This is a genomic window from Rhodanobacter sp. G2-10 (assembly GCF_055809185.1).
Window position 1 is genome coordinate 1,605,199 of sequence record NZ_CM147900.1, and the last position, 24,841, is coordinate 1,630,039.

Here is a 24,841-nt window from a genome sequence, read left to right on the forward strand (position 1 = left end):
CGATCTGGCAGATGAGCTCGTCCGTATCCACTTCCTACTACCGCGCCACGGCCACGCCGTACGCTGCCTACCAGCCCCTCCAGGGCCGTGTCGCCGCGCGCGTCGCCATCATCGGCGGTGGCTTTGCCGGTCTCAACACCGCCCTCGGGCTGGCTGAGCGTGGCGTGCGTGATGTGGTGCTGCTGGAGCGCGAACAGATCGGTTTCGGGGCATCCGGTCGCAATGGAGGCTTCGTGTTCGCCGGCTATTCGCTGGGCGAACAGGCGCTGCTCGATCAGCTGGGCGAGCAAAGGGCGGCGGCGCTGTTCGGACTCACTACCGCAGCAGTCGATCGCATTCGTCGGCGGGTCAGCGACTATGCCATCGACTGCGATGTGGTGGACGACGGCGTGATCTGGGCCAACTGGTTTCGAGATCCCGCCGTGCTGCGGCAGCGCCAGCAACGGCTGGCCGAACAATATGGCGTGGACTGGCAATGGCTGCCTGAAGAGGAGCTGCGCCATTGCATTCGCAGCGAGCGCTATCACGACGGATTGTTCGAGCGTGATGCCCTGCACCTGCATCCGCTCAACTACGCGATCGGGCTGGCCGCGGCCGCGGCCGGGCGGGGCGTGCGCATTCACGAGGGTAGCGGTGTCCACCGTCTCGCACGCGAAGGTCTGCAGTGGCGTTTGCAGACCGCACAGGGCGAGGTGCTCGCCGACGAGGTGGTGTTGGCCTGCGGCGGCTATCTGGCCGGTCTGCGCAAGGCCATCGACCGCGCCATCCTGCCGATCGCCACCTACGTCATGGTCACCGAACCGCTCGGCGATCGGCTGGATGATTGCCTGCGCACTCGCGCCGCGATTTACGACAGCCGCTTCGCGTTCGACTATTACCGCGCGCTGCCGGATACCCGCTTGTTGTGGGGCGGACGCATCTCGGTATGCAATCGGTCACCTGTCTCGGTGAAGCGGCTGTTGACCAGGGATCTGCTGCGCGTCTTTCCGCAGCTGGCCGGTGTGAAAGTCGACCATGCGTGGTCGGGCCTGATGAGCTATGCACGACACCAGATGCCGCAGATCGGGGGCGATGGCGGCGGGCTGTGGTGGGCACAGGGGTTTGGTGGGCATGGCTTGGCGCCTACCTGTGCTGCCGGTGAAATGCTGGCCGCTGCGCTGGCCGAGGGCGATGACAGCTGGAAGCAGTTCGCCGACTATGGTCTGGACAACACGTGGCGACCGTTTGGTTACCTTGCTGCGCAAGCCAGCTACTGGTGGCAACAAGGTCGTGATTGCCTGAAGTCGAGGTTGGAAGGATGAGCGAAACGTTGACCGAACAAATCAGCTGGGCCGATTTTCAGAAGGTGCTGATCGTGGCCGGGACGGTGACCCGGGTGGAGCCTTTCCCCGAGGCACGCAAGCCGGCCTGGAAGGTATGGGTGGACTTCGGCCCGTACGGGGAAAAGAAGACTAGTGCGCAGATCGCTGCGCTCTACCAGGCTGAGGATCTGCTCGGTCGACAGGTGGTGGGCGTGATCAATTTTCCCGAGAAGCAGATTGGTCCGTTTCGGTCGCAGTTCCTGCTCACCGGCTTTCCGACTGACGATGGCGTGGTGCTTGCCGCACTGGAGCGCCCCGTTCCCGACGGCACGCGCCTGGCCTGAACGATTCGCTTGCGGCGATCAGGCAGGTTCTCGTTGCGGACGATCGAGCCACACCTCCAGTCCCTGCGCATTGAGTTCGATATCCATGTGCAGCAGTTGCTCCAGCCCGTCGCGACCTCCCTTCCAGCCGTGCTCACGGGCACGCCCGGCGTACAGCTGGGTCAGGCCCTCCACCAGCGTTGCATGTCGATCGGCGGCTCCCCGTGCGTCTAGTGCCAGCGTCACCATCGCGTCGATCTGCACGTGCAGATCGGCGGCTAGACGGTTGACGTCTTCCACACGGCCGAAATGAGTGGGATACATCGCGGCAGGCTTCAGTGCGACCAGGCGCTCGATCGATGCATGCAGCTCATCCGGGTCGAACTGCACTGGCGAGGTGGTCGGCAGGATGAATGGGCCGTTCCGCGTATCGAATTCGCGATAGGACAGGCCGAACACATCGCCGGTGAAGCACACGTTCGCCTGTTCGTCGTAGATTGCGTTGTGATGTTTTGCGTGCCCGGGTGTGTCGAGGGCGCGCAGGATCCGGCCGGCGAGATTGATCTCGTGCTGATCTTCGGCCTCGACCACGCGCTCGGCCGGCACCGGCCGCAGTCGCCCGTATTCGCGCTCCATCACGGCTTCGCCATAAACGGCGCTGGCTCCGGCCCACAGCTTCGAGGGGTCGATCATGTGGCGCGCACCGCGCGGGTGCACCAGCAGACGCGCGTTCGGCAAGCGTGCGATCAGCTCGCCCGCGCCACCGGCATGGTCCAGATGCACGTGGGTGAGGATCAGCCAGTCCACGTCGGCGGCGGTGAGGCCCGCCGCGTCGAGGGCGCCCAGCATGCGTGGAACGGAATGATTGGTGCCGCAGTCGATGAACGCGCCGCGACCGCCTTCCACCACGAGGTAGGCGGCGTCAAAGCCGGGCCGTACGAAGCCCGTGTCGATGGTGTGGATGCCGTGGTCAGTAGCCATGCCTGCCCCGTTGGTGGATGGACTGTCGAGGGTAGCAACTTGGCAGCCAGCCGACATCCGATATCAGTCCGATCAGCCAGCGTGTTCGCGCTACCGGCCAGGACCAGCCCGCCGGAAGGTGAGGTTGATCCGGCACTCCCCCAGCAGGTCGTGGTGGCCGGGCTTCAGCGGCAATACGCCGTGAAAGCGCAATCGCGCCGGGCCGCCCCATACCACCACATCCCCGTGTGCCAGCGGCACACGTTGCGGGCGATCGGACCGCTGCAGTCCCCCGAAAAGAAAGGTCGCCGGCAGGCCGAGCGAGACCGATACGATCGGCCGACGATAGTCCTGTTCATCGCGATCCTGGTGCAGGCTCAGCCGCGTGCCGGGCGCGTAGCGATTGACCAGGCAGGCGTCCGGCACGAAATCGCCAAAACCGGCATGCGTGGCCGCGGCAACAGCCAGTCGAAGGAATTCCGGAGGCATGGCTGGCCACGGTTCGCCACTCATCGGATCTATCGGGTCGTAACGATAACCACGGCGATCACTGATCCAGCCCAATGGCCCGGCATTGGTCATGCCGACCGACATGCGAAATCCGCCGGGCGTGGTCATGTGACGGAACGGTGCCCTTGCAGCAATGGTGTCGAGCGCCTGCAACAAGGCCGCCGCGCCGGCGAGCGCGAAACCGCGCAGCACTACCGCGCCATCGCACAACGGTTCGTCCCGTCGAGTGTCGGCATGTGATGTCGGGAACAAGTCACGCATGGTCATGGGACGTTGCCAATCAACGCGTTGAGTTGCTGGGCAGAATGAATGGGCGCAGCCTCATGTCCCGGCCTCGCGCTCCAGCAACTTGCGCTTGCGTTCGACGCCCCAGCGGTAGCCGGACAGTTCGCCGTCGTTGCGTACCACCCGATGACACGGAATTGCCACGGCCAGCATGTTCGCCGCACAGGCGCCGGCCACCGCACGTACAGCTGCGGGCGAGCCGATGCGCCGGGCGACTTCGCTGTAACTGACCGTGCTGCCGGCGGGGATGTCACGCAACGCCTGCCACACGCGTTGCTGAAATGCGGTGCCGCGCACGTCCAGCGGCAGTTCCAGGCCGATCGCGGGGGTCTCGATGAGGCCTATCACGCGGGCTACCAGTTGTTCAAAGGCGCCGTCGCCGCCGATCAGTCGCGCCTTCGGGAAGCGATCCTGCAGATCACGCGCCAAGGCGTCAGGATCGTCTCCGAGCAGGATCGCGCAGACACCGCGTTCGCTCTGCGCCACCAGGATCGCGCCCAGCGAACACTCACCAATCGCGAAACGGATTTCGCTATCCGCACCGCCCGCACGATAGCTCGATGGAGTCATGCCCAACACCTGGTCGGCGGTTTCATAGAAGCGGCTGCTGGCATTGTATCCGGCGTCGAAGATCGCTTCCGTGACCGTGGCGGCGCGCTCCAGTTCGTCGCGGAGGCGGCGGTTGCGATGTGCCGCGGCGTACTGCTTCGGCGTCACCCCGGCGACCGCTTTGAACACGCGGTGGAAGTGGAACGGGCTGAGCCCGCTCGGCCTGGCCAGCTGTTCCAGCGTGGGGGTGGTCTCGGCCTGCTCGATGGCGCGACAGGCCGCGGTGACCATGGCCGCGTGTTGCTCGGTCAGCGACGGCTGATCCGGCTTGCAGCGTTTGCACGGGCGAAAGCCGGCACGCTCTGCAGCAGCGGCGGTGGCGTGAAACGCCACGTTCTCGGGCCGCGCCCGGCGGGCCCCGCACGAAGGGCGGCAATACACGCCCGTGGTCCGCACCGAGTAGAAGAACCTGCCGTCGGCCAGTTTGTCGCGCGCCTGCACCGCGGCCCAGCGTGGGTCGGCCAGGATGGCTGCTGCGGCAAATCCGGTTTGTTGGTCCAAGGTCTTCATGGCGGTACGCTCCCGTGGATTATCGCGCCAGGCTCACGCTCATGGGCTCAATCTACGGATCGGCTGCGACCACCGCACTCCGGGTCTTGCGCTCGAATTCGGGCTGGTTGCCGATCGCAAGGAGGCGCGGCACCTTTACTCGAGCGTTTCACCAGTCAGTGGGCTTGTAATCCTTCAGGAACTGCCCCCACACATGTTGACCGGTATTGATGCCGTGGATGATCGGATCGACGATGCGCGCGGCGCCATCGACGATGTCCAGCGGCGGGTGGAAGCGTTCCTCGACCACCTTGCGCGCGGCCAGCGCGGCCGGGTCCTCGTCGGTGACCCAGCCGGTATCGACGCTGTTCATGTGGATGCCGTCGTTATGGTAATCCGTGGCCGCGGTGCGCGTCATCATGTTCAGTGCGGCCTTGGCCATGTTGGTGTGCGGGTGGCGCGTGGTCTTGAAGTTGCGGTAGAACTGGCCTTCCATCGCCGACACATTGACGATGTGCTTGTCGCGCTCGCTGGTGCGCAGCATCAGCGGTTTCAGGCGTGCGTTGATGATGAACGGCGCGATCGCGTTGACCAGCTGTACTTCGAGCAGTTCCACCGAAGGCACTTCAGCCATCAACAGGCGCCATGAGTTTCGTTCGCGCAAATCGACCTGTTGCAAGTCCTGGTCGAGCCGGCCTTCGGGAAACAGGTGGCTCTGCGCCAGCAGTTCCTCCGGCAGCAGCGGCAGTTGCGACAGCTCGGCGGCACGACTCAGGCCCGGCAGGGCTGCATCAGGTCGTGCGATTCCGGCTTCCGGCAGGATGCTGGAGCCGCGCAGGCCCTCGTAATGACCGATCAATGCGCGCACGGCCTCGGGCAGATCGTGCACGGCGGCGGTTTCGCCTTCCATCATGTGCGCGTAGAAATCCGGCGGCCGTCGCACGGTCTGGCAGGCATTGTTGATGATGAAGTCCAGCCGCGGGCGGGTGGCGACCAGTTCCTGGCAGAACGCCTCGACACTGGGGGTATGGCGCAGGTCCAGTCCGAAAATCTGCAGCCGATCGCCCCAGTCCGCGAAGTCCGGCTCCGCCGCGTATCGGGCCGCGGAATCCCGCGGGAAACGCGTGGTGACGATCAGCTCGGCGCCCGCACGCAGCAGCTTCAGGCCAGCCTGATAGCCGATCTTCACGCGGCCACCGGTGAGCAGGGCGACGCGTCCGCGCAAGTCGGCCAGTTCGCTGCGCTTGGCGTAGTTGAACGCGGCGCATTCCGGGCACAGCTGGTCGTAGAAGAAATGGATGCTCGCGTACTTCTGCTTGCACACGTAGCAGTGCTTCGGCTTGATCGATTCGCGCGGCTCGGCGGCATCCTCATCCGGTGCCAGGTCGTGCGGCAGGAACCCCTCGGGCGCAAACACGTTGGGCGTGGTGAATACCGGTTGGCGCCGCAGGGTGCGGATGCCTGTCTGGTTGAGCAGCTTGTCCTCGGCCTGAATCTTCGCCGCGTGCCGCGCCTTCTCGGCGGCCTTCAGACGGATCCGGCGGGTGCCCGGCTCGGGGTGATACACGCGCGCCACGGCTTGATGCAGGCGCTGGCGATCTTCGGCTGGCAGCAGGTTCAGCAATTGCCGATCGTCAGCCACGGACTCAAGGAGCTGCGCTGCAGCGCGCAGGCGGGTCAGAAGGTCGGTATCCGGGTCGTCGCCAGGAGTTGGTTTGGTGGTGGTCATGAAGGGTCAGTCGTGTTTGGAGGCATTGACGTGCCGCGTTGTCGGTGGCCGGCACGGGTGACAGGGACGGTCAGCCGCCCATGATGCCTGCTTTGCCCCGGATACGGTAATCGGGGTCCCCGCCAATTGTCCGTGTCGTTTCCGGATTGCGTGCTGCGGCACACTCCACGGCAACCGTGTGTGCGATGTTTTGCACAGGGTCGTCCAGGCGGGCGACGAGTAGTTCAACCAGGCGCATTGCGGTGTTGGCGGAGGTGCATCGCAGTGGGCTTCTTCGGCAAGAAGGTCGATTCGTGCGCGTGTCCAGAACACCAGTATTCCCTTCGACAACGACTTCAAGGGCCGATCACTCGACCCTTCTGGATCCACTCCTTGCCTCCGCCCTGAACAAGCTGCCCACGGCGCACCCGGCACTGGTCATTGGTTGCCGGCTTTCCGGGCAGGACTGTCATGGCATGAGCCGACTGCCCGTAGGCGCTGGCAAGCCGACCGCTGCCCCGGAGGCCGCCCGCATCCGCTTCGTCTACCTGCCGGCGAGGGAGTCGCACGACCCCCATGCCGCCTATCATGTGCACCTGGTTCGGGCGGAAGTGCTGCTCGGCCGGGTCATTGCCGCGCGAGTCGCCGGTTTGCGGGCGCTGGCCCCGACACTCGATGACGCTGCCGAAGCGCGCGCGACGGTGCGACCGCCGCGCGACCTGTTTTCCACGGCCACGCTGGAATATCGCCGCTGGTACGAGGACGATGGCACGGCGCGTGCGCAACCCCTGACCCAGGAGGCTCTGGCGGAGCGGCTGACACGCGGCGGTCTCTCGCGTTGCCGGGCGCTTGACCGCGCCATCCATCGATCCCATGCGTTGCCCGCGGTGGACCAGGAATGGCTGATTCGTCGGCGCAACTTGCCGTTGGCGCAGCGGCCACTGAACCAGAGCGAGTTCCATGCCCTGGTCGAAGCGATCGATGACGTGTGGCAGGCATCGGCGGGGGCGCTTCATGTCGCAAGGGCCAATCGCCAGATCGCATTGCGCGTGGCCACTTTGCTGGCCGGCATGCTGGACGAATATGTCGCGCCGCCCTTCGCCGCTGCTGCCTTGAACGAAGCCTTCAGCCAGGGCCTGGTGGCGCATTTGCGCGAATCGATCGAGGTCTGCCGTCGAGCCGGGGCAGCAGGTGGTGTGCTCCTGATGGGATCCCGGGCCTGGTTTGCCGCCAAGGCGGCGAGGATGCGTGTGGAGCACCAGATCGGCCTGGCCTTGTCGCCTGGCCGATCATTCCGGTCATGCAGTCGTCGCGTCGACGGTAAGGCAACGGGCCAGGCGCGGCTGGCGGCCGCCGGCTGAGCCGGCGGCCGCTGTCCTACGCTTCAACCTCGTCCTTGTAGGCGTCGACCGGAATGCAGGAGCACATGATGTTCTTGTCGCCATACACATTGTCGACACGGGCGACCGGTGCCCAGTACTTCTGCAGCTTGAGGCTGGCCAGCGGAAATGCCGCCAACTCGCGAGGGTACGCATGGGTCCACTCGCTGGCGCTCACCATGGTGGCGGTGTGCGGCGCGTTCCTGAGCGGGTTGTCCTCACGATCGAGCTTGCCTTCCTCGATCGCGCGGATCTCGTTGCGGATCTGGATCATCGCGTCGATGAAGCGATCGAGTTCGAACTGCGATTCGCTTTCGGTGGGTTCGACCATGAGAGTGCCGGCCACCGGGAAGCTCAGCGTGGGGGCATGGAAGCCGAAATCGATCAGCCGCTTGGTGACATCTTCGGCGCCGATACCGGTGGCGTCCTTGAGCGCACGCAGGTCAAGAATGCACTCGTGCGCCACCAGACCGTTGCGACCGGTATACAGGGTGGGGTAGTGCGGCTCCAGTCGCTTGGCGATGTAGTTGGCATTGAGCAGCGCAACCTGGGTTGCCTTGCGCAAGCCTTGCTGGCCCATCAGCGCGATGTACATCCAGCTGATCGGCAGGATGCTGGCCGAGCCGAACGTGGCGGCCGAAACCATGCCCACTGGTGACTTGCGATCATCCTGATCGCCGTCGGCCGGAATGTCGGCATACCCACGCGGCAGGAATGGCGCGAGGTGCGCCTTGACCGCGCACGGCCCCACGCCCGGGCCACCACCGCCGTGCGGAATGCAGAAGGTCTTGTGCAGGTTCAGGTGGGAGACGTCCGAGCCCCACTTGCCGGGCTTGGCCAGGCCGACCAGCGCATTCATGTTGGCGCCATCGGTGTAAACCTGACCCCCATGTTCATGCACGATGTCGCAGATCGCCACGATGTCTTCCTCGAACACGCCATGCGTGGACGGGTAGGTGATCATCAGCGCGGCGAGGCGATCGGAATATTTTTCGGCGGCGCGGCGGATGTCCTCCACGTCGACGTTGCCGTGGGCGTCGCACTTGGTCACCACCACGGTCATCCCGCACAGATGGGCCGAGGCGGGATTGGTGCCGTGGGCAGATTCGGGAATCAGGCAGACATCGCGATGGGCTTCGTTGCGCGAGCGGTGGTACGCGCGGATCGCCAGCAGGCCCGCATACTCGCCCTGCGCGCCCGAGTTGGGTTGCAGGCTGACCGAGTCGTAGCCGGTGCACTCGACCAGCATCGCCTCCAGGCCGTCGATCAGTTCCTTGTAGCCGAGTGTCTGCGACGCTGGCGCCAGCGGATGGATGTTGCCGAATTCCGGCCAGGTCACCGGGATCATCTCGGCGGTGGCGTTGAGCTTCATCGTGCACGAACCCAGCGGAATCATGGTGCGATCCATCGCCAGGTCCTTGTCGGCCAGCGCGCGCATGTAGCGCAGCAGTTCGTGCTCGCTGTGATGCGTGTTGAACACCGGGTGGGTGAGAAACTCGCTGTGGCGGCGCAGCGCCGCCGGCACCGCATCGCTCGCGGCCGCGTCCAGTGCGTCCACGTCCAGACCTTCGATACCGAACAGCGCGGCAAGCCGGGTCAGGTCTTCGCGGGTGGTGGTTTCGTCGAAGCTGATGCCGATGCTGCCATCGTCGATGCGGCGCAGGTTGATACGCGCCGCCTCGGCACGGGCATGTATCGCCGCGGCATCGACGCCGGTGATGTGCAGCGTGTCGAAGAAGTTGTTGCCCACGGCCACGCCCTTGTCGCGCAGGGCCGCCGCAAGGATGGTTGCCAGCCGGTGCGTGCGCCGGGCGATCCGGGTCAGGCCTGCGGGGCCGTGGTAGACCGCGTACATGCTGGCCATGACCGCCAGCAGTACCTGGGCGGTGCAGATGTTCGAGGTGGCCTTCTCGCGGCGGATGTGCTGCTCGCGGGTCTGCAGGGTGAGGCGGTAGGCGGGCTTGCCTTCGGCGTCGATCGATACACCGATCAGACGGCCCGGCATCGAACGCTTGTAGGCATCGCGGCAAGCCATGAAGGCGGCGTGCGGGCCGCCGTTGCCGAACGGCACGCCGAAGCGCTGGGAGTTGCCCACCACGATATCGGCGCCCCATTCACCCGGCGCGGCGATCAGGGTCAGCGCGAGCAGGTCGGTGGCCACGGCGACCACGCCGCCGCGTGCATGCACCGCCTCGGCGACCGCGCGGTAGTCGTTGATGCTGCCGAAGCTGTCGGGGTATTGCAGCAGCACGCCGAAGGCTTCGGTGCCGGCCGCTTCGCTGTCGTCGCCAACCACCAGTTCGATACCCAGCGGTTCGGCACGGGTGCGCACCACTTCCAGCGTCTGCGGATGCACGCCACGCGAAACGAAGAACACGTCGGATTTTGACTTGCACGAGCGCTTGGCCAGGGTCATCGCCTCGGCGGCGGCGGTGGCCTCATCCAGCAGCGAGGCGTTGGCGATCTCCATGCCGGTGAGGTCGGCGCACATGGTCTGGAAATTGATCAGTGCCTCCATGCGGCCCTGCGAAATCTCGGCCTGATACGGCGTGTACGCCGTGTACCAGGCCGGGTTCTCCAGGATGTTGCGCAGGATGACGTTCGGGGTGTGGGTGCCGTAGTAGCCCTGTCCGATGAAGCTGCGGAACACCTGGTTCTTCTGCGCGATGGCGCGGATCCGGGCCAGTGCTTCGACTTCGGTGATCGCGCGGGGCAGGGCCAGCGGCGCGCCGGACTTGATGCCGCCCGGCACGATGGCGTCGGTCATCGACTCCAGCGAATCATGGCCGATGACGCGCAGCATCTGCGCGATCTCGGCGTCATTCGGGCCGATGTGGCGTTCGATGAACGCACCGTGGTTTTCGAGTTCGCGCAGGGAGGGTGACGGATTCTGGCTCATGACGGGCGTCCGGTAGTGGCCGATGAAGGCCGGGCGTGCATGCCGCACGTGGGCGCCCCTCTGTCCTTTTGCCTGAGAGTTTGGAAACGCGCGAGCGTCTCGTGCCCCTTCGGCGGCGGCATGCGCCGGTGAAGGCAGCCGCTCTCTCCAGAGTGTTTGCGCGTGGTGGTGTGGGGCCTGAGCGATTACGGGCGTTGCGTCTTCGGCAGCCGGCACTCCCGGGAAGGGTGCGCCGTCTTCTCCCACCATGCGTTTACCACCACGATTATACAGGGCCTGCGCGGGCAATGTGGTCCCGGGTGGCTGTGGTTGGGGTGCCGCCGGGACTATGCTAGATCACCCCGTTACCGGCTTTTGGAGGTCCCGTGATCCAACTGGGTGAAATCGACCATGTGGTGCTGCGCGCCATCGACATGGAGGCGATGCAGCGTTTCTATTGCGAGGTGCTGGGCTGTCACGAGGAGCGGCGGCAGGACGAGATCGGGCTGGTTCAGCTGCGCGCCGGAGCATCGCTGATCGATCTGGTGGCCGTGGACGGCAGGCTTGGGCGCCATGGCGGTGCCGCCCCGAGCGCTGAGGGTCACAACATGGATCATCTGTGCCTGCGCGTGGAAGGTTATGACGAGGCGGCGATCCTGGCGCACCTCAGGGCGCATGGTGTGCGCATCGGTGAGCTGGGTTCTCGCTACGGTGCACGTGGCGAGGGGCCGTCGATCTATTTGTACGATCCGCAAGGCAACATGATCGAACTGAAGGGGCCGGCGATGGCGTGAGTCGCCGGGCAGGGTGGCCGGCGGTGCCTCACGCACCTTGGCCAGCGCAGTTAGAGCTCGCTTCCTGACTTCAATCGAACCCGGAAAAAGCGAAAGCCGCCTTGAGAGGCGGCCTTCGTTTACAATTGGTGCCCAGAAGAGGACTCGAACCTCCACGGAGTTGCCCCCGCTAGCACCTGAAGCTAGTGCGTCTACCAATTCCGCCACCTGGGCAGGTGTCACACCGCTCTGCGAGCTGCGTGAGCCGCGTAATGTAGGCATCGGCCGTCTGCTTGTCAACTCTTTTCACAACCATGCGCTGCGTCGTGTCATTCTGCGCGGCGCCGATACCACAAGGATATTTAGTGACCAGAAAGAATCCCCCGAAGTCCGGCAAGGGCGAGAAGTCGTCCTCCAGTCGGGCAAAGCCCGAAAACCGCCAGCGCAAGGCCGATGGCGGCAGCGCATCGAAACGCCGCGACCCGCATGCCGAGCGCGAGGCGAAACGCTACGACCGCCCGATTCCCAGCAGGGAGGCCATACTCGCCCTGCTCGAAGAGCGTGGCGAGCTGTTGACCGAGGCGCGCATCGCCGAGGCGTTGCACATCGATGAAGAAACGGATCTCGAAGCGCTGCGCAAGCGGCTTGCGGCGATGGTGCGCGACGCCCAGCTGTTGCTGGGACGGCGCGGCGGCTATGCGCCGACGCGCAAGCTCGACCTGATCCCGGGGCGAGTGCTTGCCAATGCCGAGGGCTACGGCTTCCTGCGCCCCGACGAGGGTGGCGATGACTTGTATCTCTCACCGCAACAGATGCGCACCGTGTTGCATGGCGACCGCGTGCTGGCCAGCGTGGTCGGCATCGACCGGCGCGGGCGCAAGCAGGGTGCCATTGCCGAAGTGCTGGAGCGACGCTCGCCGCGACTGGTGGGTCGCGTGGTGATCGAGGACGGAGTGACTCTGGTATGTCCCGATGATCGCCGCCTGAACCAGGACGTGATGATCAAGCCGGGCCAGGAGCATGACGCCAAGTCGGGCCAGATCGTCGTCGTCGAGATCACCGATCCGCCAACACCACATCGCGGGCCGCTGGGCGAGATTCGTGCGGTGCTGGGCGAACGCCTGCAGCCCTCGCTGGTGGTGGAAATGGCGATCGCCAGCCACGACCTGCCGCACGAATGGCCGGCCGAAGTGTTGCGCGACGCCGCCCAGGTGGAGGGCGAGGTGACGGCCGCCGAGCGCGAGGGTCGAACCGACCTCCGCAAACTGCCGCTGGTCACGATCGATGGCGCCGATGCGCGCGATTTCGATGACGCCGTGTATGCCGAGCCAAAGCGTGGAGGCGGCTGGCGCCTGATCGTGGCGATTGCCGACGTATCGCACTACGTGCAGGTCGGCAAGGCGCTGGATCGCGAGGCCTACGAGCGCAGCACCTCGACCTATTTCCCCGGCTTCGTGGTGCCGATGCTGCCGGAGACGCTGTCCAACGGCATCTGTTCGTTGAATCCGAAGGTCGATCGCCTGTGCATGGTCTGCGACATGACCATCGATGCCGAAGGCAACGTCACGCGATCAAAGTTTTATGATGCGGTGATGCTGTCCCATGCGCGTCTCACCTACGACAAGGTGTGGCAGGCGGTGGGTTTGCGTGATGAGGATGCGCGGCACGAGGTCGCCGACGTGCTGCCGCAGCTGGAGAACCTGCACGCCCTGTACAAGGCGATGGCGGCCCAGCGCAAACGTCGTGGCGCGATCGACTTCGAGACGCCGGAAGTGAAGTTCCGCCTCGACCAGAGTGGCAGCGTGGAATCCATGGGTGCCACCGAGCGCAACGATGCGCACAAGCTGATCGAGGAATGCATGATCGCCGCCAACGTGCAGGCGGCATTGTTCCTGGAAAAGAAGAAGATCCCCGCGCTGTTCCGCGCGCACGAGCCGCCGCCGGCCGAGAAATACGAGGACCTGCAGCAGTTCCTGCGCGAGTTCAAGCTGCGCATGCCGCCAGTGGCCGAGGTGGCGCCGGCCGACTTCTCCGAAATCCTGCGCATGGTGCACGATCGTCCCGAGCGCGAGCTGATCCAGAACGTGCTGTTGCGCTCGCAAAGCATGGCCGCGTACCAGCCCGACAACCGCGGCCACTTCGGCCTGGCCCTGCAGGCCTACGCGCACTTCACTTCGCCGATCCGGCGTTATCCCGATCTGCTGGTGCATCGCGCGATCCGCTTCGCGTTGAGCGGACGCAAGCCGGCCGACTACACCTACACCCCGGCGGAGATGGCGGCGATGGCGGTGCATTGTTCACAGCGCGAGCGACGTGCCGAGGAGGCCGAGCGCGACGTCGACGAGCGCTTCAAGTGCGCCTGGATGGAAAAGCACATCGGCAGCGAGTTCGACGGGGTTGTTACCGGCGTCACCTCGTTCGGCTTGTTCGTCGAGCTGGACGAATCGAAGGTATCCGGCCTGGTTCACATCAGCCAGCTGGCCAACGATTACTACCACTTCGACGCGACCCGGAAATTGCTCAAGGGCGAGCGCACCGGTGCGCAGTTCCGCCTCGGCGACCATGTGCGCATCCAGGTGCTGCGGGCCAGCCTGGAGGATCGCAAGATCGACTTCCGGCTGGTGTCACCGCGTACGCCGGCGACGCCTCCGGGCGGCAGCGGCAAGGCCTACGACTACGCGGCCAGTGGCGAACGCTACTCGCTGCCGAAGAAGGCAGCCGCACCCACCAAGGCGCCGGGCATGTTTGGCCGTGCCGGCAAGGCGATCGGCCGCGCCTTCGGTCGCAAGGAGGCCGATGCCGCTGCGCCCGCGCCGGAACCGCGGAAAATGTCAGCGGGGGATAATGCGTCGTCGCGTGCAGTGGCGGGCGAGCAGCGTCCGGCGCACAAGGCGACAAAATCATCGGCGTCCCGTGGCTCGCGCCAGAAGGATTCGGCGGGACGTGGCACGGCAACTCCTGCGGCGCCTGCAGCGAAGAAAAGTTCCAGGCGTCGACCGAAACCCAAAGGCAAGTCATGAGTGAGAGCTGGATCGTCGGGATCAACCCGGTCGAAGGTGCATTGAGCAACGATGCCGAGCGCGTGCGGGAAGTGCTGGTGGAGAATGGCCAGCGCAACACGCGGGTGCTCGAGCTGGCCGAGCGCGCGAAAAAGTTGAATATACCGGTGCGGCACCGTCCGCGTGAGGAACTGGACAAGCATGCCGCTGAAGCGCGTCATCAAGGCGTGGTCGCGCGTTATGAAGCGGCTCCTGCCGCGCACGAGAGCGATCTGCCTGACTTGCTCGAACGCGACGGCAGCGACGCCCTGGTGCTGGTGCTCGATGGAGTCACCGATCCGCATAATCTTGGCGCCTGCCTGCGCAGCGCGGCGGCGGCGAAGGTCACGGCGGTGATCGTGCCCAAGGATCGCGCTGTCGGACTGACCCCGGTGGTACGGCGGGCGTCGGCCGGCGGCGCCGATCGGGTGCCGTTGATCGCGGTGACCAATCTGGCGCGCACGCTGCGTACGCTGAAGGATGCCGGGGTCTGGATCACCGGTCTGGCCGGCGACACCGACACCACCGTCTACGGCATCGACTTCAAGGGGCCGGTGGCGATCGTGCTGGGCAGCGAAGGCGAGGGTCTCCGGCGGCTGACCCGTGAACTGTGCGATTTCGTGGCGAAGATCCCGATGCCGGGCCCGATGGAGAGTCTGAACGTTTCCGTAGCCACCGGCGTCGTATTGTTCGAGGCGCTGCGGCAGCGAGGCACGAAACAATGACATATTGGTACGACTGGGCCGGTTACATCGGCGTGGCACTGATCCTGCTGGCGTTTCTGTTGCTGCAGGCGCAACGACTGCGCGGCAACGGCCTTATGTATCAGCTGATGAACGTCCTGGGTGCGCTGGGCGTGGCGCTGTCGCTGGTCATTGGTGCGTTCAACCTGTCTGCCTTCCTGTTGGAAGTTGCCTGGATCGCCATCGGGATCTTCGGGATAGTGCGCAATTGGCGTCGACGTCGTGCTCGCACGACATTTCCGGGCGAACCGCTATAGCGGCATGGCCGGACGCCGACGGCCGACCACTTTCCGAATACAGGAACCCTCGTGCCTCAGGAGGCGGCCAGGCCGCTGTGGGCCTGTTCCAGCAGTTCCAGCTGACGCCAGCGATTGACCACGGTGCAGAACAGCTCGGCGGTGCGCTCGGCGTCATACACGGCCGAGTGTGCCTCGCTGCTGTTGAATGACAACCCGGCCGCCAATACCGCCTTGCTCAGCACGGTCTGGCCATAGGCCAGACCCGCGAAACTGACCGTATCGAAGCAGCTGAACGGGTGGAACGGATTGCGCTTGTGCGCGCAGCGACGCACGGCCTGATTCAGAAAGCCCAGGTCGAAGGCGGCGTTGTGGCCGACCAGGATCGCCCGCTGGCAGCCGGCATCGCGGACTGCCTCGCGCACCACCTGGAACACGTGATCGAGCGCCTGCCGTTCCGGCAGCGCGCCGCGCAACGGGTTGTCCGGATCGATGCCGGTGATTTCCAGCGAACGTGGGTCCAGATTGGCACCGGGAAACGGCTCGACATGGGTCGAAACCGTCGGCAGCAACGCAAGAAAGCCGGCCTCGTCCATGCATAGCGGCACCGCGGCGATTTCCAGCAATGCGTCGTGCTCGGCATCAAACCCGCCGGTTTCCACGTCGACCACCACCGGCAGGAAGCCACGAAACCGCTCGGCCATGCGAGCCGCGGAGCTGTTGTTCACGATATCCATCGGCGCAGCATATCAGCCGCCGCCGGTGATCCTGTTGCGGGCGCGCGAGGGCAAGCCCGATCGCGGGAATCTCACGAGCCGATCGCGGCGAGCATCGCCTCGGCGGTGGAGACGCGCAGCTCACCGGGCGCCTCGACATGCAACTGGCTCACCACGCCATCCACGGCGTACAGGGCGAAGCGACGCGTGCGTAGCCCCATGCCGTAGTCGCTGCCATCAAGTTCCAGGCCCAGCGCACGGGTGAAGCTGGCGTTGCCGTCGGCGAGCATCAGCAGTCCGGCAGGGACCTGTTGCGCCGCAGCCCACGCCTGCATCACGTAGGCGTCGTTCACGGCCAGGCACATCACCGCAATGTCGCGTGCCTGGAACTCGGGGAAGTGCGCGACATAGCCGGGCAGGTGGCTGTTGGAGCAGGTTGGCGTGAAGGCACCGGGCACGCCGAACAGCACCACCTTGCGGCCGGCAAACAAGGGGCCGGTCCGTGCGGGCTGGATGTCACCGTCGATGATCTTGATCGCCACGTCGGGAAGGGGGCTGCCTGGCTGGATGGACATGCGGGACTCGCTTGGGGAGGGGGCGCCCATGCTAGTGCGTTCGAGAGCGCGATGTCTTGAATCCGCGCCGAAAGTACCTATTTTCCAGTGCAGGCGGCAATCGTGCCGCACAACTTGATGAGGAGGCAGTGAAATGAACATGAGCCGTCAATCCATCTGGAACCGTGACTTCGTGCCGTCGGATGATTTGCGCCAGGTCATGAGCCGGTTTTTCGGCGCCGGCGACAGCGACCAGTCCACCGTGGAAACCAGCCAGTGGGCGCCGCGGGTGGATATCCGCGAGGAAGACAAGCGCTTCATGATCCTGGTCGATGTGCCGGGCGTGGACCCGTCCGAGATCGAGGTGAGCATGGACAAGAGCATTCTCACCATCAAGGGCGAGCGCAAGGTCGACAGCGAGGAAGCCGGCGGCAAGCTGACCCGCCAGGAGCGCGTGTATGGCACCTTCCATCGCCGCTTTGCGTTGCCGGAAAGTGCCGATGCGGATGGCATCAGCGCGCACGGCAAGCATGGTGTGCTGGAGATCTCGATCCCCAAGAAGCCGGAAACCACGCCGCGCCGCATCACGATCAATACCGCCAACTGAGAAACCGTGTGAAAGCCCGCCCCGCCGTGGATAATGTCCCGCGGCGGGGCGCGGCCTTGTGTCCAGCGTCACCGATGATCGGGAGCGGGTGTGGAATTCAAAGACTATTACGAAATTCTCGGCGTCAAGCCGGATGCGAGCGAGGCGGAGATCAAGGCGGCCTATCGCAAGCTGGCACGCAAATACCACCCGGACAAGAACAAGGAAGGCGGCGCCGAGGAAAAATTCAAGGCCGTCAACGAAGCCAATGAAGTGCTTAAGGACGCCGAAAAGCGGCGTTCCTACGATCAGTTGCGAGCCGGCGGCTATCGTCAGGGCGAACAGTTCCGGCCGCCGCCGGGCTGGCAGGAGCAACAGGGCTTCAGTGGCGACGGTGGCGATTTCAGCGACTTCTTCGAAAGCCTGTTTGGCCGTGGCGCGGCCGCCGGCCATCGTGGCCAGCCGCGCCCGCGGCGCGGGCAGGATGTGCAGGCGTCCGTGCAGATCGACTTGCAGACCGCATTCGATGGCGGTCGCACGCGCCTGTCCATGCGCGATCCGGCCGGCGGCGAGCGCGTACTGGAGGTGAAGATCCCCGCCGGTATCCAGCCCGGTCAGGTGATCCGTCTGTCCGGACAGGGTCAGCCCGGCATGGCCGGCGGTCCCAAGGGTGACCTGCTGCTGGAAATCGGCATCCGCGACGATGCGCGGTTTCGCCTCGATGGCCGCAACGTGGTGCACGTGCTCCCGATTGCGCCGTGGGAGGCAGCGCTCGGGGCGACGGTGCCGGTGCCGACCTTGGCCGGTGCGGTCGACTTGCGTATACCGGCCGGTTCGCAATCCGGCCGCAAATTGCGGCTGAAGGGCCGCGGCATGCCTGGCAGCCATCCGGGGGATCAACTGGTGGAGCTGTCGATTCGCACCCCGACGGCCGACAACGAAGCGCAACGTGCGGCCTATGAGGCTCTGCGCACCAGCTTCGCGGACTTCAATCCGCGCAACTGAGCGGCAAGGCGGAAAGCCAATCGGGCAGGAGCCGGTTCAGCCGACTCCTGCCCGATTGGTTTGGTGCCAGGAGCTCCCCGGACTTGAGTTGGCCGATCTCGACCGCCCCAGTCCGACGGGTTCCGGGGCGACTCAGCCGCGCGAGGCGCGCTTGCGGTCGTTCTCGGTGAGGTGCTTCTTGCGCAGGCGGATTTCCTTCGGGGTGATCTCGACCAGCTCGTCGTCGTCGATGAAGTCCAGTGCCTGTTCCAGCGTGAACTTGATCGCGGGAGTCAGCTGGATCGCATCGTCCTTGCCGGAGGCGCGCATATTGGTCAGCGGCTTGGGCTTGATCACGTTGACGGTGAGGTCGTTGTCCTTGGCGTGGATGCCGACCAGCTGGCCTTCGTACACATTGTCGCCCTCGGCAGCGAACAGCTTGCCGCGATCCTGCAGTGGCCCGAGCGAGTAGGCCGGGGTGGTGCCGCCGGCGTTGGCGATCATCACGCCGTTCAGGCGCTTGGCGATCTGGCCTTCTTCCTTCGGGCCGTAGTGGTCGAACACGTGGAACAGCAGGCCCGAACCCTGGGTCAGGGTCTTGAACTGGTTCTGGAAGCCGATCAGGCCACGCGCCGGGATCTCGTAGTCCAGACGCACGCGACCCTTGCCATCGGATTCCATGTTCTTGAGCTGGCCCTTGCGCGCGCCGAGCCGCTCCATCACGGCACCCTGGTGGACTTCCTCCACGTCGACCACCAGTTGCTCGATCGGCTCCATCTTCTGGCCGTCGATCTCCTTGATGATCACTTCCGCACGCGATACGGCCAGTTCATAGCCTTCACGGCGCATGTTCTCGATCAGCACCGACAGGTGCAGCTCGCCGCGGCCGGAGACCAGGAACTTGTCGGCGTCGGAACCTTCCTCGACCTTCAACGCCACGTTGTGCACCTGCTCGCGTTCCAGACGCTCGCGCAACTGGCGGCTGGTGAGGAACTTGCCGCCAGACAAATCCTTGTTGCCGGCAAACGGCGAATTGTTGACCTGGAATGTCATCGAGATGGTCGGCTCGTCCACCGTCAGCGCTGGCAGCGCCTCGGGCGTGTCCAGCGCGCAGACGGTATCGGAGATGGTCAGGTCGGCGATGCCGGAAATGGCCACGATGTCGCCGGCCTCGGCGGTTTCCTGCTCGATCCGCTCCAGGCCGAGAAAGCCCAGCACCTGCATCACCTTGCCCTGGCGCTTCTTGCCGTGGCGGTCGATCACGCTGACCGGCATGCCCTTTTTCAGGGTGCCGCGCTGGATGCGGCCGATGCCGATCACGCCGACGAAGCTGCTGTAGTCGAGCTGGCTGATACGCATCTGGAACGGGCCGTCCGGGTCCACGTCCGGCTTGCTCACGTGCTGCATGATCGCCTCGTACAGCGGCGTCATGTCGCCTTCGCGCACGTTCTCGTCGAGGCCGGCATAGCCGTTCAGTGCCGAGGCGTAGACGATCGGAAAATCCATCTGCTCGGGCGTGGCGCCCAGGCGGTCAAACAAATCCCATACCTGCTCGACGACCCACTCCGGACGCGCGCCGGGGCGGTCGACCTTGTTGATCACCACGATCGGCTTGAACCCCATGGCGAAGGCTTTCTGGGTCACGAAACGGGTCTGCGGCATCGGGCCGTCCATCGCGTCGACCAGGATCAGCACCGAGTCGACCATCGACAGTACACGCTCCACCTCGCCACCGAAGTCGGCATGTCCCGGGGTGTCGACGATGTTGATGCGGTTGCCCCGCCAGGTGATGGCGGTGTTCTTGGCCAGGATCGTGATGCCGCGTTCCTTTTCCTGGTCGTTCGAATCCATCACGCGCTCGGCCAGCACCGTGCGCTCATTCAGCGTGCCGGATTGCTTGAGCAGGCAGTCGACGAGGGTGGTCTTGCCGTGATCGACGTGGGCGACGATGGCGATATTGCGCAGATTTTCGATAGACATGGAAAGCACTCGGGTGGCGCATGCAGCCACCACGTGGGTTATCGGAAGGTTAACCGGTCAATTATACGGGTTTGAGCGCCAGTTTGCCTGTCTGCGGATGGGGGCGACGAGCCACGCATTCGCGTGGGACCTTCGTCGGGTCCCGGGCGAATAGCGCGACAAGCAGCCGATCAGGGCTGTCGGCAGCTGCCGGGCAGGTATTTGGCCTTGATATCCGGTGAATCGCATGGCCACGACCAGACGTCGCCCGTTGCCGATGTTGCCTGCAGGCTCAGGGTCTTGCCGGCCAGCGTGGCGTTTGCCTTCTGCGGTGGCGTGGCGCTGAAATGCACGTTGATCAGGCCGTCCGCGTTCACGCTCACGCTGTCGACGTAGACGCCATGGATGTCATCCGGCTTGGCCAGGCCTGCCTGAGCGTTGTTGGCGGGCCAGCGGCCGTGGCTGCGCCGGTACTCCAGCATGGCGGTCTTCGCGCCGGCGGCTAGCACCACGCCCTCGCTGACCTGTGCGCGGACGATGTAATCCTGGTAGGCCGGGATCGCGATGGCGGCGAGGATGGCGGCACCGGCGATGGCGGTGGTGCCGCTGCCACTGCTGCTGGCTCCGATCAGCTCGAGTGGCTGCTGTTCGTAGTTGAGGCTGAGCGAAAGTGCATCCGCGCTGACGCCGATATTGGCGCCGGCCACGCCACGGTCCGGCAGGTTCAGGGTATGAGCGGCCGGCATGTCCATCAGATCCGTGTCGGCGCCGCTGATGTCGTCGAGGATCTGCAGGATCTGCAGATAGTGATAGTAGGCGTCGCGCTGCGCATGATGGGTCACCGCCAGCACGCCGGCCAGGCTGTGTTCGCCGGGATAGCCCCGGCTTTGCATCCACGGTGCCAGCGAGGTGTCGGGACGGGCGGCAACCCGGTCGGCCAGTGCCTGCGGGACGCGGCCGAAGATCAGGAAGTCGCCATCCTCGATCCAGTAGAAATGCGTGCCGATACGCGAAACCAGCTGTGCCAGGGATGCAGACTTGTCCGCGGTCGCCGGTTTGGGTGCCGTGGTGGCGGTGCTGAGCGCGTGGATCTCGACCCCGTCCAGTTTGCGGACGCGGTAGTGCCAGTGTCGGCGCTTCGCAAGTTGTTCGAGATGGGCGTACAGCGCCTTGCGATCACGTAGGCGCAGCGCGGTGTAGCTGCCGGCATCATCCTCGAAGCTGACCATTTCCGGGCCGACCCAGGAGCCGAGATCGGCGAGATCGAAGCCGGCTTCGGTCTGCAGCTTGGCCATGGCCTTGCGCCACGAGGCCGCGTGTTCAGCGCCGAAGTCCAGCGACAGGTTGTTTTCGAACTGCTGCCATTGCTCGCGATCGGGCAAGGCGAAGTTGGCTACCCAAAGCGGTGTGCCAGCGACCTTGAACGCGGGATCGAACTGCTTCGGCGCCAGGTAGCCGAGCAGGCGGGCCTGCGGTGAATACAGGCGGATCTGCAAACGGCCATGGCCGGCGACGCTGCCGGCGCCGAACGAGATGCTGTCCGCCTTGCTGACCAGGTCGCCGGGCAGGCTGCCCAGCCGCTGCAGCGCTGGCGCGCCGGCGGCCATGCCGCCGACGCCGTGCACGCTGACCCAGCCGAACAGGCCTTCGCCGGACTGATCGATGTGGGCTTCCTGCGCGGCGATCGCCTTGCTGGTGGGGTCGTCCGCCACCGGCTTGTCCATGCCGGCAAGCAGGGCGGCGAGCTGGGTCGCACTGGCTGGTTGGCGTCCGACCAGGGCAAACAGGCGCTGGTTCTTCGCATCGAAATGCAGCGGCTTGCCGTTGGCAAGCTGGCCGTCACCGGTAGCATTCATTGGTGTCGCCAGTTGCAGCGCAGGGCTGGCGAACTGGGCGAAGCGAGCATTGATCTCGGCAGGGCTGCGCTGGGCTACTCGCATCGAGAGCAGCACCTGGCTGTTGGGCGACATCATGCCCATCGGATCCACGGCCACCGCCTCCAGTGGCGAACGCATATCCACCAGCAAGGCCGACACGTACGGCGCCATGCCGCTGTCGGTCAGCAACGGATCCTTGCCGATGGCAGTGCGAATGGCGGCGACCGCCTTGAGGTTCTGTGCGCTGGCGGTGGCTGCGTCGAGCGGGCGCCCATCCGGCACGCCGCCGACCACACCCCAGGGCGAGGGGATGCGCAGATAGGCCACGGTGTGGGCCGGCAGGTGCGAGCGCAACCAGGCCGGTTGTGCCAGTTGGTCCTGTGCCTGCTGCACGGCCTTCGCGTCGACCTTGGCAGCAGCCTGGTCACGATGGCAGGAAGTCAGCAATGGAACGGCAGCCACGAGGGCGGCCGCGAAGACAACGCGCGAAAGATTCATTCCATGATTCCCCTGTGACGCCCCCGGACTCAACGAGTAGGCCCTGGCTGCGGACAGTGCGAAGGTTATCAAAAAAGGCGGCGCGCCGATGATCAGGGCATCCCTGGGCGCGCCGCCTTGGGGAAATCACTGCAACAGGTTCACCTGGTCGGTGGCCGTGTACCACAACAGCTGATAGTGGCCGTAGGGATAGTCGAAGCTGTAGTCCTCGCCGGGAATGGTTGAGGTATGCACGCCATAGACGAGACAGCTGGCATAGCAGTTGATCTCGTCGGTCCACGACTTCATCGAATACATGTGCGTGGCGAATCGATGCCCGGCGATGCTTTGCAGGAACGGGCTGCCCACCGACAAGCCGTAGGTGCCGCAGGTACTGGTCGCCACGTTCCAGGGATACATGCCGCACGACCACAGCCCGTGCACCGCGCCGGCGATACCGATGAACACGTCGACCTTGCTGGCCACCTTGAGTTTGTCGATCTCGCGCATGGCCAGGGTCACGCCCATCGAATGGCCGATCACATCGATATGGCCATTGCAGGAACTGGCGATGGCCGCGCTGATCGCGTTCCGGACCGGCGTTTCCTCGCTGCCGTTGTGGTCGTTGCAAGCGGCACAATACGAGTTGCCCCAACTGGGTGCGATGATCTGGGCGTCAGTCCAGCCGCGCTGTCGCAGCAGGTTGTAGGTGTTCTGGAAATCGGCTGGGCTGCCGGTGTTGCCGTGTACCAGCACCACGCTGTCACGGCAGGTGGCATGGGCGGGCAATGCGGCTAGAGCAAACAGGGCGAGCAGGGCAAGAACCCAGGTCTTGATTGACATCGCTGATACCTCCTTCGCTTCACGACGGTTCCGCGCGCGGAACCAGGGAGGGCTGCGGGCATGGAAGCCGGCAACCCCGGATCGAGAGCGACGTCGTCAGTCAGCGGAGCTGACCGGGGGATTGGCGCCGTGTCGTTGTCGGTAAAACTGCTAGACCACACCCGTCAGGTAATAGGTCGCGATCACCACGGCGACCGCCAGGGTCTTGATGATGGTGATCGCGAAAATGTCCTTGTAAGCCTGCCGGTGGGTCAGGCCGGTCACGGCCAGGAGGGTGATGACCGCGCCGTTGTGCGGCAGGGTGTCCATGCCGCCCGAAGCCATGGCCGCCACGCGGTGCAGCACTTCCATCGGAATGCCGGCGGCCTGCGCGTTGTGAATGAAAGTCTCCGCCATCGCGCCCAGCGCGATGCTCATGCCGCCGGAGGCTGAGCCGGTAATGCCGGCCAACGCGGTCACCGTGACTGCCTCGTTGATCAACGGATTGGGAATAGAATGCAAGGCATCGGCGACCAGTTTGAAACCGGGCAGGGCAGCGATCACGGCGCCGAACCCGTACTCGGACGCAGTATTCATCGATGCCAGCAGTGCTCCGCTCACGGCCAGCTTGCTGCCTTCGGCGAAGCGCTCGCGTACCGGGCGCCAGGCAAACACCAGCACGCATACGATACCCAGCAACAATGCGCCTTCCACGGCCCAGATCGCAGCGATCTTCGACACGTCCTGGACCACCGGCGCTGCCTTGCCGACGACGGCGGGAATAAACGACTGGGTTTCGCCGTAGACGCGAGGGATCAGGTCGGTAAGCAACTTGTTGCTGATGCCGACCAGGACCAGCGGCAACAGTGCGATCAACGGATGGGCCAGTTTGCCGTGCTCGAAGGGTGCCGGCTCATTGAGCAGTTTCGTGCCGTAACCTTCGCCTCGGGCAGCGGCCTTGCGACGACGCCACTCGAGATAGGCCAAGCCCACGACCAGGATGAACACGCCGCCGATCGTGCCCAGCCAGGGCGCCGCCCAGGTGTTGGTACCGAAAAAGGCGGTGGGGATGATGTTCTGGATCTGCGGCGTGCCCGGCAGCGAGTCCATGGTGAAGGTGAACGCACCCAGCGCGATGGTGCCGGGAATCAGGCGCTTCGGGATGTCGCTGGCACGGAACAATTCGGCGGCAAACGGATACACCGCGAACACCACCACGAACAGCGAGACGCCGCCGTAGGTGAGCAGCGCACAGACCACCACGATCGACAGGATGGCGCGACTGCGCCCGACCAGGTTGATGGTGGCTGCCACGATGGATTTGGAGAACCCGGAAAGCTCGATCAGCTTGCCGAACAGGGCGCCGAGCATGAACACCGGAAAGTACAGTCGCAGGAAGCCGACCATTTTCTCCATGAAAAGACCGGTGAACATCGGTGCCACCAGCGACGGCTCGGTCAGCAGTACCGCACCCAGCGCGGCGATGGGCGCGAACAGGATCACGCTGTGACCGCGGTAAGCGGCCAGCATCAGAAAGCACAGCGCGGCCAGCACGATCAAGAATGCCATCCGTGTTCCTCCCCCAGCCTCGTCAATGGCGACAGGCTTGGAGTATCCCGGAGGCGTCGCGGCGA

20 protein-coding genes, 1 tRNA gene and 1 riboswitch are annotated in these 24,841 nt (G+C 65.0%); of the genes, 9 read left to right on the forward strand and 12 right to left on the reverse strand.

The genetic code is table 11. The annotated features are described in order from the left end of the window. The first annotated feature begins 11 nt into the window (after nt 1–11). Nucleotides 12–1,301, forward strand: a complete 1,290-nt coding sequence (locus AC0L58_RS07380; RefSeq protein WP_473688147.1) for an NAD(P)/FAD-dependent oxidoreductase — start codon at nt 12–14, stop codon at nt 1,299–1,301. Beyond that, entirely contained in the window at nt 1,298–1,645 is a 348-nt protein-coding gene (locus AC0L58_RS07385; protein WP_473688149.1) for a tRNA-binding protein, read from the forward strand. Before AC0L58_RS07380 ends, AC0L58_RS07385 begins: the two co-directional genes overlap by 4 nt. A gap of 18 nt (nt 1,646–1,663) precedes the next feature. On the opposite strand, the gene AC0L58_RS07390 is transcribed toward AC0L58_RS07385, so the two are convergent. The 4 genes from AC0L58_RS07390 to AC0L58_RS07405 all read right to left on the reverse strand — a co-directional run bounded on the left by AC0L58_RS07390 (nt 1,664) and on the right by AC0L58_RS07405 (nt 6,206). After that, on the reverse strand, nt 1,664–2,605 hold the full coding sequence (locus tag AC0L58_RS07390; protein WP_473688152.1) for an MBL fold metallo-hydrolase: 942 nt from the start codon (nt 2,603–2,605) through the stop codon (nt 1,664–1,666). Between the two features lie 90 nt (nt 2,606–2,695). Next, nucleotides 2,696–3,361: a DNA oxidative demethylase AlkB gene (alkB, locus tag AC0L58_RS07395; protein ID WP_473688154.1), complete on the reverse strand. Its 666-nt coding sequence runs from the start codon at nt 3,359–3,361 to the stop codon at nt 2,696–2,698. A gap of 54 nt (nt 3,362–3,415) precedes the next feature. Continuing rightward, on the reverse strand, nt 3,416–4,498 hold the full coding sequence (gene ada / locus AC0L58_RS07400; protein WP_473688156.1) for a bifunctional DNA-binding transcriptional regulator/O6-methylguanine-DNA methyltransferase Ada: 1,083 nt from the start codon (nt 4,496–4,498) through the stop codon (nt 3,416–3,418). 148 nt (nt 4,499–4,646) lie between these two features. Then, nucleotides 4,647–6,206 (reverse strand): SDR family NAD(P)-dependent oxidoreductase, encoded by a 1,560-nt coding sequence (locus AC0L58_RS07405; RefSeq protein ID WP_473688158.1) that lies wholly within the window; start codon nt 6,204–6,206, stop codon nt 4,647–4,649. A gap of 455 nt (nt 6,207–6,661) precedes the next feature. Between AC0L58_RS07405 and AC0L58_RS07410 the strand changes: the two genes are divergently transcribed. Beyond that, on the forward strand, nt 6,662–7,546 hold the full coding sequence (locus AC0L58_RS07410) for a hypothetical protein (protein WP_473688160.1): 885 nt from the start codon (nt 6,662–6,664) through the stop codon (nt 7,544–7,546). A gap of 16 nt (nt 7,547–7,562) precedes the next feature. Here AC0L58_RS07410 and gcvP read toward each other — a convergent pair whose 3' ends face one another. After that, nucleotides 7,563–10,463, reverse strand: coding sequence for an aminomethyl-transferring glycine dehydrogenase (gene gcvP / locus AC0L58_RS07415; RefSeq protein WP_473688162.1), 2,901 nt, complete (start codon nt 10,461–10,463; stop codon nt 7,563–7,565). 50 nt (nt 10,464–10,513) lie between these two features. Beyond that, nucleotides 10,514–10,624, reverse strand: a riboswitch (glycine riboswitch). A gap of 204 nt (nt 10,625–10,828) precedes the next feature. Here gcvP and AC0L58_RS07420 point away from each other — a divergent pair. Further along, nucleotides 10,829–11,236 (forward strand): VOC family protein, encoded by a 408-nt coding sequence (locus tag AC0L58_RS07420; protein ID WP_473688164.1) that lies wholly within the window; start codon nt 10,829–10,831, stop codon nt 11,234–11,236. 126 nt (nt 11,237–11,362) lie between these two features. Here the strand turns inward: AC0L58_RS07420 and AC0L58_RS07425 are convergent. Further along, a tRNA-Leu gene (locus AC0L58_RS07425) sits at nt 11,363–11,449 on the reverse strand. Nucleotides 11,450–11,580: 131 nt separating this feature from the next. On the opposite strand from AC0L58_RS07425, the gene rnr reads away from it, so the two are divergent. Genes rnr through AC0L58_RS07440 form a run of 3 tightly spaced genes read left to right on the forward strand, consistent with a single transcriptional unit; the run spans nt 11,581 to nt 15,253 of the window. Continuing rightward, nucleotides 11,581–14,235 (forward strand): ribonuclease R, encoded by a 2,655-nt coding sequence (gene rnr, locus AC0L58_RS07430; protein ID WP_473688166.1) that lies wholly within the window; start codon nt 11,581–11,583, stop codon nt 14,233–14,235. Then, nucleotides 14,232–14,978, forward strand: coding sequence for a 23S rRNA (guanosine(2251)-2'-O)-methyltransferase RlmB (rlmB, locus tag AC0L58_RS07435; protein WP_473688168.1), 747 nt, complete (start codon nt 14,232–14,234; stop codon nt 14,976–14,978). The genes rnr and rlmB overlap by 4 nt, the downstream gene beginning before the upstream one ends. Next, complete coding sequence (locus AC0L58_RS07440; RefSeq protein WP_473688170.1) at nt 14,975–15,253, forward strand: CBU_0592 family membrane protein; 279 nt, start codon at nt 14,975–14,977, stop codon at nt 15,251–15,253. Before rlmB ends, AC0L58_RS07440 begins: the two co-directional genes overlap by 4 nt. A gap of 56 nt (nt 15,254–15,309) precedes the next feature. Here AC0L58_RS07440 and rnt read toward each other — a convergent pair whose 3' ends face one another. Both rnt and AC0L58_RS07450 read right to left on the reverse strand, forming a co-directional pair. After that, nucleotides 15,310–15,969, reverse strand: coding sequence for a ribonuclease T (gene rnt / locus AC0L58_RS07445; RefSeq protein WP_473688172.1), 660 nt, complete (start codon nt 15,967–15,969; stop codon nt 15,310–15,312). A 71-nt stretch (nt 15,970–16,040) separates the two neighbouring features. Continuing rightward, a complete protein-coding gene (locus AC0L58_RS07450; protein WP_473688174.1) occupies nt 16,041–16,523 on the reverse strand; it encodes a redoxin family protein in 483 nt (160 codons plus the stop codon). Nucleotides 16,524–16,656: 133 nt separating this feature from the next. Between AC0L58_RS07450 and AC0L58_RS07455 the strand changes: the two genes are divergently transcribed. Both AC0L58_RS07455 and AC0L58_RS07460 read left to right on the forward strand, forming a co-directional pair. Then, nucleotides 16,657–17,109, forward strand: coding sequence for an Hsp20/alpha crystallin family protein (locus AC0L58_RS07455; RefSeq protein WP_473688176.1), 453 nt, complete (start codon nt 16,657–16,659; stop codon nt 17,107–17,109). A gap of 90 nt (nt 17,110–17,199) precedes the next feature. Then, nucleotides 17,200–18,093 (forward strand): DnaJ C-terminal domain-containing protein, encoded by an 894-nt coding sequence (locus AC0L58_RS07460; protein WP_473688178.1) that lies wholly within the window; start codon nt 17,200–17,202, stop codon nt 18,091–18,093. Between the two features lie 132 nt (nt 18,094–18,225). Here the strand turns inward: AC0L58_RS07460 and typA are convergent, their stop codons facing one another. From typA to AC0L58_RS07480, 4 genes are all read right to left on the reverse strand, one after another. Next, nucleotides 18,226–20,052 carry a translational GTPase TypA gene (gene typA, locus AC0L58_RS07465; RefSeq protein ID WP_473688180.1) on the reverse strand — a complete coding sequence of 609 codons (1,827 nt, stop codon included), beginning with the start codon at nt 20,050–20,052 and terminating at the stop codon, nt 18,226–18,228. 170 nt (nt 20,053–20,222) lie between these two features. Beyond that, the gene (locus AC0L58_RS07470; RefSeq protein WP_473688182.1) at nt 20,223–22,406 is read right to left on the reverse strand and encodes a pilin; all 2,184 of its coding nucleotides are present in this window, start codon (nt 22,404–22,406) and stop codon (nt 20,223–20,225) included. Nucleotides 22,407–22,532: 126 nt separating this feature from the next. Then, a complete protein-coding gene (locus AC0L58_RS07475; RefSeq protein WP_473688184.1) occupies nt 22,533–23,228 on the reverse strand; it encodes an alpha/beta fold hydrolase in 696 nt (231 codons plus the stop codon). A 150-nt stretch (nt 23,229–23,378) separates the two neighbouring features. Beyond that, on the reverse strand, nt 23,379–24,776 hold the full coding sequence (locus AC0L58_RS07480; protein WP_473688186.1) for a GntP family permease: 1,398 nt from the start codon (nt 24,774–24,776) through the stop codon (nt 23,379–23,381). Between the last annotated feature and the right edge of the window lie 65 nt (nt 24,777–24,841).